Source organism: Fibrobacter succinogenes subsp. succinogenes S85 (assembly GCF_000146505.1).
GTDB classification, from domain to species: domain Bacteria; phylum Fibrobacterota; class Fibrobacteria; order Fibrobacterales; family Fibrobacteraceae; genus Fibrobacter; species Fibrobacter succinogenes.
Genome location: NC_017448.1, coordinates 3,340,448 through 3,355,575, shown reverse-complemented (window position 1 = coordinate 3,355,575; position 15,128 = coordinate 3,340,448). Strand labels below are relative to the sequence as shown.

Annotated in this window: 11 protein-coding genes; 4 read left to right on the top strand and 7 right to left on the bottom strand. The window is 47.6% G+C overall.

Going from position 1 to position 15,128, the window contains the following annotated elements:
• Positions 1-86: 86 nt before the first annotated feature.
• Positions 87-1,433 carry a pectate lyase family protein gene (locus FSU_RS16485; RefSeq protein WP_244263746.1) on the bottom strand — a complete coding sequence of 449 codons (1,347 nt, stop codon included), beginning with the start codon at positions 1,431-1,433 and terminating at the stop codon, positions 87-89.
• Positions 1,331-2,221, bottom strand: a complete 891-nt coding sequence (locus FSU_RS16600; protein ID WP_049858429.1) for a hypothetical protein — start codon at positions 2,219-2,221, stop codon at positions 1,331-1,333. Before FSU_RS16600 ends, FSU_RS16485 begins: the two co-directional genes overlap by 103 nt.
• A gap of 226 nt (positions 2,222-2,447) precedes the next feature.
• On the opposite strand from FSU_RS16600, the gene FSU_RS13840 reads away from it, so the two are divergent.
• Complete coding sequence (locus tag FSU_RS13840) at positions 2,448-4,268, top strand: glycoside hydrolase family 9 protein (RefSeq protein WP_015732274.1); 1,821 nt, start codon at positions 2,448-2,450, stop codon at positions 4,266-4,268.
• A gap of 131 nt (positions 4,269-4,399) precedes the next feature.
• Here the strand turns inward: FSU_RS13840 and FSU_RS13835 are convergent, their stop codons facing one another.
• The 4 genes from FSU_RS13835 to leuA2 form a co-directional block, all read right to left on the bottom strand.
• Positions 4,400-5,725: a pyridoxal phosphate-dependent aminotransferase gene (locus tag FSU_RS13835; protein WP_014546991.1), complete on the bottom strand. Its 1,326-nt coding sequence runs from the start codon at positions 5,723-5,725 to the stop codon at positions 4,400-4,402.
• A gap of 64 nt (positions 5,726-5,789) precedes the next feature.
• Positions 5,790-7,481, bottom strand: a complete 1,692-nt coding sequence (locus FSU_RS13830; protein WP_014546990.1) for a fibrobacter succinogenes major paralogous domain-containing protein — start codon at positions 7,479-7,481, stop codon at positions 5,790-5,792.
• Between the two features lie 113 nt (positions 7,482-7,594).
• Positions 7,595-7,957, bottom strand: coding sequence for a hypothetical protein (locus tag FSU_RS13825; protein ID WP_014546989.1), 363 nt, complete (start codon positions 7,955-7,957; stop codon positions 7,595-7,597).
• 76 nt (positions 7,958-8,033) lie between these two features.
• Entirely contained in the window at positions 8,034-9,590 is a 1,557-nt protein-coding gene (gene leuA2 / locus FSU_RS13820; protein WP_014546988.1) for a 2-isopropylmalate synthase LeuA2, read from the bottom strand.
• Positions 9,591-9,799: 209 nt separating this feature from the next.
• Here leuA2 and FSU_RS13815 point away from each other — a divergent pair, with 209 nt between their 5' ends.
• From FSU_RS13815 to FSU_RS13810, 3 genes are all read left to right on the top strand, one after another.
• Positions 9,800-10,813, top strand: a complete 1,014-nt coding sequence (locus FSU_RS13815; protein ID WP_155808801.1) for a hypothetical protein — start codon at positions 9,800-9,802, stop codon at positions 10,811-10,813.
• Positions 10,814-11,129: 316 nt separating this feature from the next.
• Entirely contained in the window at positions 11,130-11,261 is a 132-nt protein-coding gene (locus FSU_RS16695) for a hypothetical protein (RefSeq protein ID WP_276324407.1), read from the top strand.
• Positions 11,262-11,298: 37 nt separating this feature from the next.
• Complete coding sequence (locus tag FSU_RS13810; protein ID WP_014546985.1) at positions 11,299-14,448, top strand: type IA DNA topoisomerase; 3,150 nt, start codon at positions 11,299-11,301, stop codon at positions 14,446-14,448.
• Here FSU_RS13810 and FSU_RS13805 read toward each other — a convergent pair.
• Positions 14,445-14,990 carry a hypothetical protein gene (locus FSU_RS13805; RefSeq protein WP_157747959.1) on the bottom strand — a complete coding sequence of 182 codons (546 nt, stop codon included), beginning with the start codon at positions 14,988-14,990 and terminating at the stop codon, positions 14,445-14,447. The genes FSU_RS13810 and FSU_RS13805 overlap by 4 nt on opposite strands.
• Positions 14,991-15,128: the final 138 nt, after the last annotated feature.

The following is a 15,128-nucleotide window of genomic DNA, read 5'->3' as shown; positions in this document are numbered from 1 at the left end:
GTCATCAGTCAATGGTCAATAGTTTTTTAAAGCCCCCAAAAGAACCTTCAACCAAAGACTAATGACTAACAACCAATGACCAATAACTAGTTTTTCACGAATTTCATGGTCTGCAAGCCGAGAGAGGTCTTGAAGCGGACGATGTAAACGCCAGCGCGAAGCATGCTCAAGTCAACAACACGTGCGTATCCTACATTCGTGTAACCAGCAAAATTGACGCGACTACCATCGATACCGACGATATCCAAACGAGTAACGTCTGAGGTTCCGATGACAAGGCAGGCGGAGCGAGAATCGTAGAAGATTTCGCGAGACATCGCCGGCATAACTTTTGCAAAGCCAATCGTTTCAGAAGAGCTTGAACTTTCGACCTTTTCGCTACTGGAGCTAGAGGAAGATTGCGTTTTTTCACTTGACGAAGAGACCACGGAACTGGACGAAGATTTCGGGGTTTCAGAAGAACTCGAAGACTTTGCAGAACTTGAACTTTCAACCTTCACGCTGCTAGAGCTAGACTTCGGAGATTCGCTCGACGAACTCTGTATGACGCTAGAGGAAGATGAGTATTCCATCACTTCCCCGTTGCTACCCTTATAAGCCATGAGAGCGTCCTTGAGAGCCTGGTTCACGTCCGAGGACGCATCATCAACAGAATTGTCAAAGGTCCACTTGAAATCACCACCCTGCAAACGGCCTGCATAGGCAAGCACATTAGCCACAGCCTGTTCCGGAGAATCGGCCGTGTAGCTGTACATGATAGACTTGTCCGTATCAAAATTATTATAGGTATTTTCGCCCGAATAGGACTTAACACTAGACGGCACCTGATCATTGCGCGAGGTCACCACGTAGGCGTCGAAATCGACCTTGGAATCAATATCCCCAATAGCGGTTTCCTTGCCCTTGAGCGTATACTTGCTTGCACCATACGGAATGAACGTGTAGGAGCCCTCCATGTAGTTGTTGTAAGCCTTGATTGTACCGCCAGCTTCCTTGCTGAACGTACCGTTGTTCGTCGGATCGCGCTTAGTGCCGCTCGCATAGACGTCGGTACCCTGCAACGAGGTCATCATCGGATATTTGCAATTGCGGAAATAGTTTGCTTCCATGAACACGGAAGAACCCAGCGTAGAGCCTGCGCCGTACTTGGCATTGCCATCGTAATAGTTGTTGTACACATGGGCGCTGTAGTAACGCACACGCGGATGACGGCTATCGGAATGATCGTACCAGTTATGGTGATACGTGATGTAATAGCCCCCATCGGCACCTTCCTTAAGGCCGAGCAAATTGGACTTGCCATTATCCCAGAAATGGTTGTAGCTAAAGGTCACATAAGTCGATAGCTTGCAATCCAAGGCGCCATCGCCCTTGACCTGGTCCTTGTCGCTACCCGCATGGCCGTAGAAAAAGTCATTGTTGTGGACCCAGATATACTGGTTATCCTGCTGGAGCGTGATGTTGTCGCTTCGTCGGAATCAACATTCATAATGCCGATGTTTCGGATTTCCAAATCCTGGGTTCCTTTGACGCGGAAACCCCAGCCATTTGCAGTCGCATCATTACCGATGCCTTCAACAGTCATCGAAAGGCCCTCTTTTTTGCCCATATCGATGGTGATGTCACCCTTGTCGGTCACTTCGGGGTCCGTCACATTTCCCAGGAGACGAATCACCAGCGGGCGCTTATCATAGCCCTTCTTGAACGAAGTTAAGATATTTTGGAGGCCCACACTTTCCGTAACGACGCCCTTGTTGCTCGTGACGACATCCAGCTTGACCGTATTCTTTGTCGATTCCGAAATGTAGAGGACGACAGCTCCCGATTTGAGCGTACCGTCTGCGTTATAGGCGCCCGGAACATGTCCGTTGCTAAACGCGAATCCAGCGCGGTCATGTGCCTTGACCGTCAGCGACTTGGATGTGGTCGAAGCAGTCTCCTTGCCACCCTTGACGGATGCAACCTTCAGCGTGTAACTCCCAGCCTTGAGGCCCACCACGTCCACGCGGTACTTGGAATCGTATTTGCGGATGAGCGGAGCATCCACTTTGACGTCACTAGCACCAGCGCCCGAATAATAGACGTTGTAGCTATCGGAACCATCAGATGCCCATTCGGCATAGGCCGATTCTAAAGCACCAGAGGCTATCTGAAGAGAAACCTGTGCGTTGGCAACAGCAAAAAAGCCAGCACACGCGAAAACAGAAACGACGTGTTTCATAAAACATCCCACCACAAAAAGGGCTAAACAATAGCCCCACACTAAAGATTAATATAAAACGTTTGTCAATTTTTCGCAACATATTTTTTCATTGCATTGAAAAAGTTACATAAACGGCGCATTTTGATATATTCCCCAAAAGTGAATTTTATTTTGCGTGAAAATTTTCCATAAAATTTTATATTGTGGACGCTACAGTGTGGATGGGAAACCTTAGAGGATGACAATGTTAAAAAAGTCTTTTTTAGCAGGCCTTGCTGTATTTGGCCTCGCATTCACCGATAGCTTTGCTGCTTTGAGCACGGACGATTACGTCGAAGCTGCATGGATGACCACACGATTCTTTGGAGCGCAGCGCTCTGGTCAAGGTCCGAACTGGATCTTGGACGGCACGAATAATCCGACCAGCTTTACAAAGGATAGCTACAACGGCAAAGACGTGAGCGGTGGTTGGTTCGACTGCGGCGACCACGTGATGTACGGTCAGTCCCAAGGTTACTCCTCTTACGTTTTGGCACTCGCATTTGCCGAATTTACGACAGGCTTTTACGACCTCTACACTGGCGATTACACCGACTATAAGGCTAGCAAGGATTACACCCGCAAGGGCGGCAAGCCTAACGACGTGCGTGACCTCCTTGAAGAACTCCGCTATGAAGCCGATTTCTGGGTCAAGGCAGCAATCGACGAAAACAACTTCGTGACCGTGAAGGGAAACGGCAACCAGGACCACATGAAGTGGGTGACTGCAGGTGCCATGAGCAAGCTCGGTACTGGTGACGGTGGCGAACCGCGCGAAATCACAGGAAACGCCAATGACGCCTACACGCCGGGTATGGCTGCAGCAATGCTCGCCGTGATGGCTCGTATCGACCCCGATGAATCAGCACGCGCCAAGTACTTGAAGGCCGCAAAGACTGCATTTGCCTATTCCAAGAAGCACAAGGGCGTTACGAATTCCCAGGGATTCTACGAAAGCAGCTGGTGGAACGGCATTTGGGAAGACGGTCCGTTCCTTGCCGCCTTGGAACTTTACCGCACGACCAAGGAAGAAACTTACAAGACCGAAGCCAAGAATTTCTACGACAAGATTGACTTCGGCAAAAACGGATTCTCCCGCTTTAGCTACCCGGATGCAAGCCCGCTCTCGGACCTTCTCGGCGAATTCGTTTTCGGGTGGAACCCGCTCGGTGACTACGCCGGCGTGCAGAACTACCTCGACAACATGTACCTCAACGTCACGGACAGCAAGGGTATTTTCAACAAGGACGCCAAGGGCCCGGGTACATTCCCGACTCGCTCTCCGGCAGGCGGTGCATACCTCTATGCCCTTTACGCCAAGTTTGCACAAGACGATTCTTATGACGAAGCCATCGAAAAGAATATTGCATTCCTTCTCGGCGATAACAGCAATAAGAAGTCCTACGTTGTCGGTTTCAACCGCAATGGCGCTAACGCTCCGACAAGACCGCATCACCGCGGCTACTACGGCAACGAAGACCCGGGTCGCGATGTGAACGGCGCAGGTTCTCCTCCGGAAAAGAACAAGCTCTTGGGCGGCATGATTGCAGGCGACTTCACAAGTGGCAGCCACAACGGTTCTACAGCAGACTGGCAGGTAAACGAAGTTTGTGTGGACTTGAATGCTCCGCTCGTCGGCGCACTCGGCTACATCTTGAGCAAGAAGGCTCCTGTGGAAAAGGTCGCAAGTGACGTTGAAGACCCAGAAGAACAGAAGAAGAAAGAAGAAGAGGAACGTAAAAAGAAAGAGGAAGAAGAAAAGAAGCACCAAGAAGAAGGGATCATTTCTGGTCGCGTTTTGAATACAAATGCATTCAGCATTGTCCGCGGCACTTCCTCGATTACGATCAACAGCGCAAATTCTGTTCCGTTCAAAGTTCAGGTTTTCGGTCTTAACGGCAAACTTGATCAGGAATTCACTAGCAAGGGAGCAACCTTGAATGTAAGCCTCAAGAATAAGGGTATGCAGATCATCAAGGTTACCTCCAAGAACGCCACCAAGACGTTCAAGGTGAATAATTACTAAAGCGGCTCCGCCGCAGTTACCAGTTATTAGTCAATAGTTACTAGTAGAAAATGTCATTGCAAGAGTGCGCGGCACTCGATGCAATTTGATCGAATTTAGAAGCCCGTGCAAGATGCGCGGGCTTTTTTGCGTTATTGCTTAATGCGTTGAATCGCTTCTTTGAAAATCGCAGGGTCTTGCAACAAGCTCATCACAACCCAACCGTCTTCGTCAAAGTCAAAGAAGAAACCAGGCTGCACAAGCACATGCTTTTCACGCAACAAGCGAAGCGTGAGTTCTTCGTCGTCATCGCCGAGACGCACAACGGCGTACCAGCCGCCGAGAACTTCAGGGCAATACTTGGACGGAAACGCTTCGCGAAGCGTCTGCCAATTTTGTTGCAAGCGATCGAGGACTTTAGATTCGTAAGCAGAAGCCTTAGGCAAAAGCGAAATGCCAAGTGCCTGCGCAGGTGCAGAGACGCTCAAGTATGCGTCTTCGACGAATTCGAGAGCCGCGCGAATTTCTTCGAAATTTTCGCGCGGAGCGTAGAATGCCATCCAGCCGAGCTTTAGCTGCGGCGAACCAACGGCTTTGCTTAAGCCGTTCAGCCAGAAAATCGGGCATTTTGGACCGTCTTCGGGAAGATTGATAAAGTCGCCTCCACCCGCATCCCAGAGATCCATCGACTCCACTTCGTTTCGCTCAGGATGACACGAGTCAAAAACGTATTGCCAAGTGCGTGAGACTTTATCCGAGAAGGCGTAATCACCGAAAACTTCATCAACGACGAGAATCATGTTGTTCTCTTCGCAGAATCGCACCGCCTCGTTCCATTCTTCACGCGAGATGCAATGCCCCGTCGGGTTATGCGGCGAGACGAGCAATAAAATTTTCGCACGCTCCGGCGCCGCAAGCAAACTATCGGAATCCAGAACAAAGCGGAACGCGTTCACTTCGGCTGGCGCAGAGCGCCGCTCAGTGACCTTTTTAAGGTCGGTGAGCTTGTCGAACCGCTCACGTTTCAACTTCAAAAAGTACGGTGCACATTCCAAATGTTCAAGCTGCGCAAGCGTATCAAGTAGCGGATAGCCTGGCATCGGCGTCAAAATCACATCGCCCGGATCGCAGAACGTCTTGAAAAGCACAGAATAAGCTTCGCTCGTACTTGCAGTAAGGATAATCTGCCCCGCGGTAAAATTACCACCGCGCTGCCGGTAATACTCCACCACCGCCTCGCGTGCCGATTTCCAACCCGCCGCATCTGGACTCCAGTTGCCAAAAGCTTTACGACCTTCATCAACCGCATCATCCAAATCCACCGGCAAGCCAGCCTTCACAGGCGAGCTCACCGTCATGTCGATAAACGGAAGCGAGTTTGCTTCGGCGCACTCAGCAAGAACATCGGCCTTGGCGCGTTCCAGTTCAGCAAAGAACGGCGACGGAGAAAGATCTTTAGGAAGTCGAGATGAAAGCATGGTAGCTCAAATCTAGCAAATGCAAAAGGCTCTCTGAAATCCGACTTCCTAATTCACAATTCCATCAGTCTCTGACGCAACGGACGGAATGTCCGTATTTTTGCTTTATAGAGCGTATATTCGTAGTATTGGATGAATAAGGAATATTCATACGATATGCATAATCATCATTCTCTGGGGTTGAGCTCCAAAAGAAGGCGTTATCTCCCAAATAAAGATAATTGACTTTATCATGTTCGCTGTCATCAATAAATCTTCCACCCGCAGGCAAAGCCGAAAAACCAAATTCATCGTCGCCATTATTAGAAAGGCTCCCCGCTTGAGCTTTAAGGTACTGCCCCGCCATAATTTGTCCACCAAATTTAGATTCTAGCACATTCCATTCATCATAACTCGGCAGATGCCAACCATCCGGGCAGACATCCTTTGCGGCAGTCCAATTATAAAGGCGCCCTAGCAACTTGCAGTATTCAGGATCATCATTATAGCACCAGCTTCCATTCGCAAGGCTTGGAGTTTTTGTGCTATCCGCATAATTCAAATTCTGAGCCATCCAAACCTGTTTGCCAATTTTCTTTGTCTTATAAACCTGTCCATCTCGAGGATCCACAAGAGAATCATAGATAACATTAGGGTTAAGGTATTCCTCTCGAGAAACCACACCTAACCATTCGTCAACATGTTCTAAATACAGCGCAGGAGCTTGGATTTTAGGCAAAGAATCTTTATCCATAACGCAACGAACAGGGAGAGGATACCCCTTGCTATCGTCAATCAAGGATACATATAGACGATCTTCATAAATTCTGAATTGACACGCACCTATGGAGTTTACCTCTGTAGAAGTCCATGCATGCGTTGTCTTTCCGACATCAGCAAAAACACCTGCTGAACCGAGCTTATAGCCCGTAGGCAACGCAGAAAAACCATAATCATCAGCATTGTCTTCAACCGACCATCCTCGCTGGGCACGGAGTTCTGCTGCGACGAATTCATTATTGGTACCGCCGTACTTGCCAACGTTGTCGAACAATCTCAGATACTCGTCTTTCGAGGGCAAATGCCAGCCCGCAGGGCACACGCCTTGCCCACTTGGTGGCAGCGAACAAAAATTACCATGTTCACAGTCCTTTCTATCTACCGCGGCAGACCACAAATAATAACGACCATACTTAGCACAATCATCATCGGTACAATAGCTATACGCCGTTTCGTAATTCAGGTTTTGAGCCATCCATACTTGATCGTCAATAATAACAGTCTTATAAACCTGATTGTCTCTTTCGTCGAGGATTTCACCATAATCCCCGGCGGCAAGCATTTTCTGATTCAGGTATTCCGTCGTAAAGCACTTGTATTTTTTGCAATCGTAAGTACCAGAGGGTTTTACCTTCGAGGCTGCATAGGTCTTGATTTCTGAAGAACTCGATGAGGCGTTCTTATCCGACGAGCTACTTGACGATTTTGCGGAGCTTGAAGAACTTTCAGTTCCAGATTTCGCATCACTTGATTTTTTCGTTTCACTACTAGATGAATTAGATTCCTTTTTTTGAGAATCGCTAGACTTTATCGCCGCTTTTTCTGACGAACTTGATTTAACGGATTTTGAGTCACTGGATTTGTCGTCATCTTGAATTTCGGATGATGAAGATTCTACATCATTTGCAATGGGATTATTTGATTCATCATCTCCACAAGCGATGAGACTAGACAAAAGAATACAGACGAAAGAAAAATATGCAATGCGTTTATTCATAAACACTCCTTCCTTATTTTGTAAATATACAAAAATTTATTTGGACAAAAAAAATCCGCACAAAGGCGGACTTTATATGAGGAGCGCAATTGAAAAGTGCGCTGCCAACGTGTTTATTTCTTGCGCTTTTTTAAGAAACTTGCAAGGGCAAGCGCGAGGACAATGCCCGCCGGGAGCACGACGGCGATAGTCAAGAGAATCAGCTTTTGAACATCGCTTAAGCCCTTGAGCGACTGCTTGAAACTTTTGAGTTTAGCACGAATGCCCGGCTTTGCAACCTTGCCGTTTTCACCATCTACGGCGCCGTCAGCATCGTTAGCATTAGCCAAGTCTTCGGAACCGGCGAAAGCCTTGAATCCGGGAATCAGAGCGAACAACTTAGACGCCGAATCCTTGACGGGTCCGACAAAACGGCTGACATAGGAGCGCACCTTGCCGTAAACTTTTTTGAAAGGGCGTTTCAGTTGTTCTAACATAATTTTCTCCTTTATTCCCTCAACAAGAAGGCGATGGCGGATCAAGTCCGCCATGACATTTCAATTACGCGTAACGTTATGCTTTCTTGTAAATCAGGTTCACGCCGCCGAAGAGAGCACGCATATTAGCCTTGAGCGTATCGCTCGAGACACCGCGACCTTCGACTTCTTCGCCGTTAGCCTTGAGCACAATGCGGCTTAAGCCACGACCAGCCCACAACTTGTCCTTTTCAGGAACAACAAGCTGGCGGTACTTCACAAGTTCAACCGGCATGCCGATTTCACGCATGAGCATAAGGGCTGCTTCAATCGGGCCTTCGGCCGTCACGGACTTCACAAGCGCTTCGCCATCCTTCTTGAAGTGGAAAATGAAGCGGTTTTCGTCTGGGATAACTTCGATGTTGTTGAACACCAGGCGACCGTTCACGTTGACGAACTGTTCGCGGAACACGTCGAGCACGCGTTCGGCACTGAGTTCGCCTTCGGCTTCGCTCAAGCGCTTCAGCACCGGCTGCAACTTGGAAGCTTCCTGCAAGGTCATCTTGTAGCCGAACTTCGTGATGATTTCGTACACGGCGGTACGGCCGCTCTGGCTCGTGAAGCTGAGCGTATCGTTCTGGTTACGACCAATGATCGAGTAATCAATCGGACGGTAAGCGCCCTTCTTCATGTCCTTCGTCTTGGAAGCGCCATCCTGATGGATGCCACTGCGATGGACGATAGCTTCAGTACCGATCAACGGAGCGCGGATGTATATAGGCACGCCGCTCCAGTGGCTCACGAGAATTGCAGTTTCGTAAATGCGTTCCAGATGCAGCCCCGTATCGACACCGGAGTTATGCAGGCCAATCGCGACTTCGTAGAAGTTCGTGTTACCGCAACGTTCGCCGAGGCCGTTCAAAGCAACTTCGAGCTGCGTTGCACCGACAAAGAAACTTTCGACGGTTGCAGCCGTTGCCATGCCGAGGTCGTTATGGCAGTGCACAGAAATCGTAATGTTCTTCGGCAGAGCTTCATAGACCTGCTTGACCTGATCCACATAGAGCTTCGGACGGTAACGTTCCACCGTGTTCGGCAGGTTAATCGTCGTTGCACCGGCTTCGACAACAGCCTTCAAAACGTCAATCACAAAATCCATGTTTTCGAGGCAGTCGCCAAAATGTTCAGCACTGAATTCCACGTCGCCACGGTCGCCGACCAAGGACTTTGCAAACTTCACGCACTTCACGGCCTTTTCCTTGACCTGTTCCGGAGTCATGTGCAGCACATTTTCCATGGACAGGGGGCTTGTGGCGAGGAACGTATGAATACGCGGATGAGGGGCGTACTGAACCGCTTCCCAGCAGCGCTGGATATCGCTTTCGATGCAGCGAGCGAGGCCAGACACGACCACGTTCTTTGCAACTTCGTCACCTTCTTCGGCCATCTGGGCGGTGAGCTTAGCCAATTCCATGACAGATTCGAAATCCATTTCGCTAGATGCAGGGAAACCCACTTCGGCACCTTGCACACCGAGCTTCAAGAGCAACAGATAAACATCTTTTTTCTGGGCGTTGTTCCAAGGCTTCGGAAGAGCCTGGTTACCATCACGCAGTGTTACGTCATAGAAGAATGGTTTTCTCGTTTCAGTCATTTTTATCTCCTTGCCGGCTTCAAGACCGCAAAGTTCCTTTAATTTTTCAATTCCAAAAATAGAATTTCACCATAAAAAAGAACCCGCTTCGTTCTCGAAGCGGGCGCTTTTAGGTTTAAATTCTTTGAAAATCTTTGAAAAATCCCTAAAACCTCGCTTCGGTAGCGATGCTAAGTAGAAGTAGAAGGTTCAAGATTTTTCTCATGTGCATGAATATACAAAGTTTCGAGAGGAATGGCAAGGGGGCACGGAGTGGATTCAACCCCTATTTTTTATATTTTATTCGTCGTTTGCACCCTCAAAAAGTTTCAATTTCAGGGGATAGTGAACAAAAAAGGAGAAACTTTATGAGACATTTTGTTGTTGCTATTTTGAGTGTTGTTTCTTTTACGTTTGCCGAGAACTGCGCTCAGATATACATGAAGGCTAGACCTGCTGCTAATTATTATAATCATCTTTATACAACGGTCAAGGAAAGCAATCAACATTACAGTGGAGACCGTGTGCTTTGGGATGAAGTTTTGTATTTCTCTTGGAATGGTTCAGCAAATGAATATGTGATAGATTCAGCCGTGCGTGTTGATGGTCGATGGCCGGAAAATAACGCAACACTCTATAAAGATTCCGGCACTTACGCTTTGTATAAAGAAGAGAGTTCTCAGGGGAGCATGGTCTCATATTCTAATGGTAAAAAATATGAGGAGGGAACAATAGATTATTCTGGAGATACTTTAATTATATCGCATGTATTGTATGGAGACTATAAACGGGCTCATTTAACTACTATGAAAATGCATATAAGTAATGATACCTTGCATTATTATCAAGATTCTTATATAGGTTATCCTGATACTGTTGATGACCAAGATACGTCAAGATACTTTCTGATTGATAATCCTGAAAAGGAAAATCATTGCTTGCAGTATTATTATAATTCAGATAAAAACGAATGGGTTAAATCATCGTCTGATATCAGCTATGCATTTAAAGGGGATACGTTAATTTTTAGCCGTAGATTACTTGATATCGACGATATTTACGAAGATAAAGTTAATTATCTTGTTTTAAATTCCGTATTATTCGATAAGCACACCACAAAAGCTGGGTTTCACAGAAGAAAACCGTATTCCACGTTATCGAATAAAGGGAAATACCATGATGTTAAGGGAGGACTCCATTCCAAGACCATTCCCTACCGCGTTCTTTTTGGCATTGGCGAATAAAGTTTTCTTGATAGAATTTCTTCTTTGGAACGACAGGAAATTCATGTCCTTGAGCATAGGCCCCTTGTCTCTCGTAAAGCAAGTCTGTCATACCGTCAACCTCATTCAAAAGAATTTCATCAGTGTACCCTGTCAAAGATACATCTTTGATGAAATCCTTGTCAAGTAGGCTTTTTAACGCTCGTCATAAAAGTTTTTTGCGTAAATTCAGAATTTCCGAATTTTCAGTTCAATCAATTGCGAGCCGCAAAAAAAATGATATATTACTAGCAATCACCAATGGAGATTGCTGATGGATAAAGACCTAAAAGAGCTTATGGAAAAACACAATGTTCCTTGCAAAGTTATGAAGGCACAAAAGAAAACCATTGACTTGAATCCGCAAGATAGAGTCATCGACTGTGACTACATTGATCCAGCAGGCATTCCGCACTGGGATAAAGATTAGTTTTCTACGCTGAAAATTTTATATCTTTTCGGCAATTATGATTTTACTCGTCGCCGAAAAACCTTCTGTCGCCAATCAGCATTATAAACCCATGCTGGAGCGTATTGAGGGTGAAAAGTTTACGCAAGGCGACGGATGCCTGATTGGCAAGAACCATTGCATCACGTGGTGCGTGGGTCACTTGATTACGCTTGCGCCACTGGATGCCTATCCCGGTTTCGAGGGCGGTTGGCGGCTTTCGAACTTGCCGCTTTTGCCCGAAAAATTCAAGTTGATGGAAATCGAGAGCACGCGAAAGCAGCTCGGGGTTGTACGCGACATGATGGCAAGGGCGGATGTTCTTGTGAACGGCGCGGATGCGGGTCGTGAAGGTAATTTGATTTTTGACTTGATTCTCGACTACACGCCGGACTTTCGCAAAAAGCAGATCAAGCGCTTGTGGGTGAACAGCTATGTGGCGAAGGATTTGGACAAGGCTTGGAAGAATCTGGAAGACGCGACGGAGCGTTTGAACTTGAGCTATGCGGCAAGGCTCCGCCAGCGTGCCGACTGGATGGTCGGGCTGAATGCGACTCGAGCTTACACACTAACTGCCGGGCGCGGAAAGATGATTTCTGTGGGGCGAGTGCAAACGCCGACGCTGAACTTGGTCGTGGAACGCGATGCAATTGTTGAGCAATTCAAGGAACTATTTTATTACAGCGTTGTGGGAACGTGGAAAGGGTTCCAGGCGCAGCTCGTCAAAAGCGAAACGAAAGAGGAAAAAGGCGATTCCGGCACGCCTGTAGATGAGAAAGTCGCGGCAGACAAGCAAAGCAATTTAAAAGTTGCGATTTTCGAGAAAGAAGAACCTGCCCAAGCTGTTATAGACAAATGTTCGCCGCCAGAAGAAGCGGCAATTGCAAAGGTTGACATCCAGCAGAAAAAGCAGTTCCCGCAAAAGCCATTCGACTTGACGGAACTGCAAAAAGAGGGCAACAAGCGTTTTAAATACAGCGCCCAGCAAGTTCTTGACTGCGCACAAAACTTGTACGAAAAGAAGTTGCTCACCTACCCACGTACGGATTCGCAATACCTGCCGGACACGATGCAGCAAGAAGCTTACGCGCTTGCACAAAGGCTTGCCTCGCCGCAAGAAAAATCCGTCATGCGCGATGGCAACGAGAACTTTGTCTTCATCAACTCCAGCAAAGTCACAGACCACTTTGCCATTATCCCCACGGGAGAAGAGCCGCAAAATCTCCCTGAGATGGAAGAGAACATCTACAAGCTCGCAAAAGAACGCTTTGTACAGGCATGGCTCAAGCCGTATGTCTGGAGCGAAATGGAAGTTCTGCTGGATGCCGCCAACGCCGAAATCTTTAGGCTAAAACTCAAGAGGAATGAAGATTTAGGTTTCCGTGCACTCGTCAAAGAAGAAAAGAAGAAACCTTCGAAAAAGAAAAAGGGCGATGCCGGATCAGAATCCGGAGATGCGAAAGGTGCAGATTCCGAAGGCAAGGGCGATGGAGACGATATCACGAACATCGTCGAGACATTCCCGGAATGGAATCTCGGGGACCATGCGCCATTTGACAGCCTAGAACTGCAAAAGAAAAAGAAGAGCAAGCCTAAGTACTTCACTGAAGCGACGCTCCTTGCCGCAATGAAAACGGCGGGCAAGCAAATCGAAAACGAAGAACTTGCCGAAGCCATGAAGGAACGCGGTCTCGGAACGCCAGCCACGCAAGCAGGCATCATCGAGACGCTCAAAAAGCGCGGATTCATCGAAGCGCAAAAAAATTACCTTGTCAGCACCCAGCGCGGACGCGAGGTCATCGAGCTCATGGACGAGAAAGTCAAATCGCCCGAAATGACCGGCGAATGGGAATTCAAGCTTTCGCAAGTTGAAAAAGGCAAACTCACGCCAATTGAATTCCGCGACGGCATCGTGAATTACGTCAAGGAACTCTTCGAACATCTGCGTCAAAAATACGGCAGCCAATTCGAACGCGAAACCGTCACCGACGCCATTCCTTGCCCGAAATGTTCCAGTCCGCTCGAAATTGCGCCGTGGGGCTATGTCTGCAAAAACGAAGAATGCGGCTTCAAGGCAGGCCACACGATTGCTGGCCGCACACTGAGCCACGCCGAAATGCGGACACTCCTCAGAACCGGCAAGTCCGATTTGCTCAGCGGATTCAAGAGCAAAAAAGGGACAACATTCAGTGCCACGCTCACATTAGGCGATGACGGCAACATCGGCTTTGAATTTTCCGATGACGCCCGCGCCAAAACGCCGACCAATTACAAGTGTCCCAAATGCGGCAAAACATTGCTCGATTCCGGCAACCGCCTCATCTGCGAAGGGAGCGACGTCACCACATCAAACAACGAAAACGGCGACCCGACGCTCACACCGGACACAGCCCCGACTTGCGACTTCGTATTTTACAAGACAATTGCCGGGCATGTCATGAGCGACGAAGAAATTGCGGAACTTTTCAACAACGGCACGACGCAAATCATCAGCGGATTCTTGACCAAGAAAGGCACAACTTTCAACGCAAAAGTCGTCTGGGACAAGGATTTCAAGGCGACATTCGCGTTCGAGAACGACGGTCATTTCCACGGCACCGAAACCAAGTTCAACTGCCCACTCTGCAAAAAGAAACTTGAAGAAAACAAGAACGCCATTTTCTGCCCCGCCTGTAACTTTACCTTGTTCAAGTCCGTTGCGGGCAAGAAGCTCCGCGTGGCAGACATCAAGGCACTCCTCACCGGCGGCAAAACAGAACTGTTGACCGGATTCAAAAGCAAGAAAGGGACGGAATTCGACGCCTACCTAAAGCTCGGTGAAGACGGTCGCACGAATTTTGAATTTGTCCATAGAGACCTCCCCTGCCCTTGCTGCGGCGACCAACTGCGATTCCGTAGCGGCACCACCACGCAAACGCCAAACGGCGAAGTGCAAACGCTTGCGGCATACGTGTGCATGAACCCCGCCTGCAATTACGGGATTCCCAAAACATTCTTCAAACGCGAGTTTTCCGACGAAGAAGTCGAAACGCTCCTCAAGAACAAATCTACGCCAATCCTTGAACCGTTCAAGAAAAACGACACAACGTTCAGGGCAGCGCTAGAACTGCGCGAAGGCGGGAAGATTGCATTCAACAAGCTCACCGTGGAAGTGATAAAGAAGTGCTAGTTTTTCTTCACTGCATCAAATGTTTGAGGATAAAGCTCTGTAGCTTTTTCTAAAACAGCCTGCTGTGTTGAATCACGCAAATCGCATCTGACATAAAAGTCATCATTTTCAATAACATAAAAGTTCATCTTGCCCAAAGCAGAAGCTCCACCTTTTTTAACATTCCAATAAGAACAGTATTCAAAGCCACCTCTATCTTCAGATTGTGCAGAATTCAAAGGACGAATTTTATCAACGACTTTAGAAAAATATGATTCATAATCATATTTCAAGTATCGAAAAACACAAGTGCCTTCATCCAAAGCTACAGCATAGAGATGAGTTCCTTTCTTTAATTTTATTTGCGGTTCATAAGAACTTGCATTGTTTTTTATACTGATCGTAGCCGAATCGCGCCCCTCTAAAGAAATTTCAACAAAAGCGATTCCCTTATCAGCCGGCCATTCGGATGAATCCACCCAATCAGCAGACTTAAAAGAAGCGCAACTCGCCAAAAGCAACACACAAGCAAGACTGAACAATTTTATCTTTTTCATCTTCATTACCATTTTGGACAAAATATAATATTCCCATCAGGACACAAAGCCTACCGCAGATGTAGGTTATGCCTTAATTAGGGACATTTCATTTTGGACAGCTCTTACAAATATTCTATATTTGGGCGCGGAATTACGCGGTTA

Bases quoted from the DNA above. Each gene is read 5' to 3' on its own strand.
- FSU_RS13815 (WP_155808801.1), top strand. From the start codon at position 9,800: ATGAATATACAAAGTTTCGAGAGGAATGGCAAGGGGGCACGGAGTGGA.
- leuA2 (WP_014546988.1), bottom strand. From the start codon at position 9,590: ATGACTGAAACGAGAAAACCATTCTTCTATGACGTAACACTGCGTGAT.
- FSU_RS13805 (WP_157747959.1), bottom strand. From the start codon at position 14,990: ATGAAGATGAAAAAGATAAAATTGTTCAGTCTTGCTTGTGTGTTGCTT.
- FSU_RS13830 (WP_014546990.1), bottom strand. From the start codon at position 7,481: ATGAATAAACGCATTGCATATTTTTCTTTCGTCTGTATTCTTTTGTCT.
- FSU_RS13835 (WP_014546991.1), bottom strand. From the start codon at position 5,725: ATGCTTTCATCTCGACTTCCTAAAGATCTTTCTCCGTCGCCGTTCTTT.
- FSU_RS13810 (WP_014546985.1), top strand. From the start codon at position 11,299: ATGATTTTACTCGTCGCCGAAAAACCTTCTGTCGCCAATCAGCATTAT.
- FSU_RS13825 (WP_014546989.1), bottom strand. From the start codon at position 7,957: ATGTTAGAACAACTGAAACGCCCTTTCAAAAAAGTTTACGGCAAGGTG.
- FSU_RS16695 (WP_276324407.1), top strand. From the start codon at position 11,130: ATGGAAAAACACAATGTTCCTTGCAAAGTTATGAAGGCACAAAAGAAA.
- FSU_RS13840 (WP_015732274.1), top strand. From the start codon at position 2,448: ATGTTAAAAAAGTCTTTTTTAGCAGGCCTTGCTGTATTTGGCCTCGCA.
- FSU_RS16600 (WP_049858429.1), bottom strand. From the start codon at position 2,221: ATGAAACACGTCGTTTCTGTTTTCGCGTGTGCTGGCTTTTTTGCTGTT.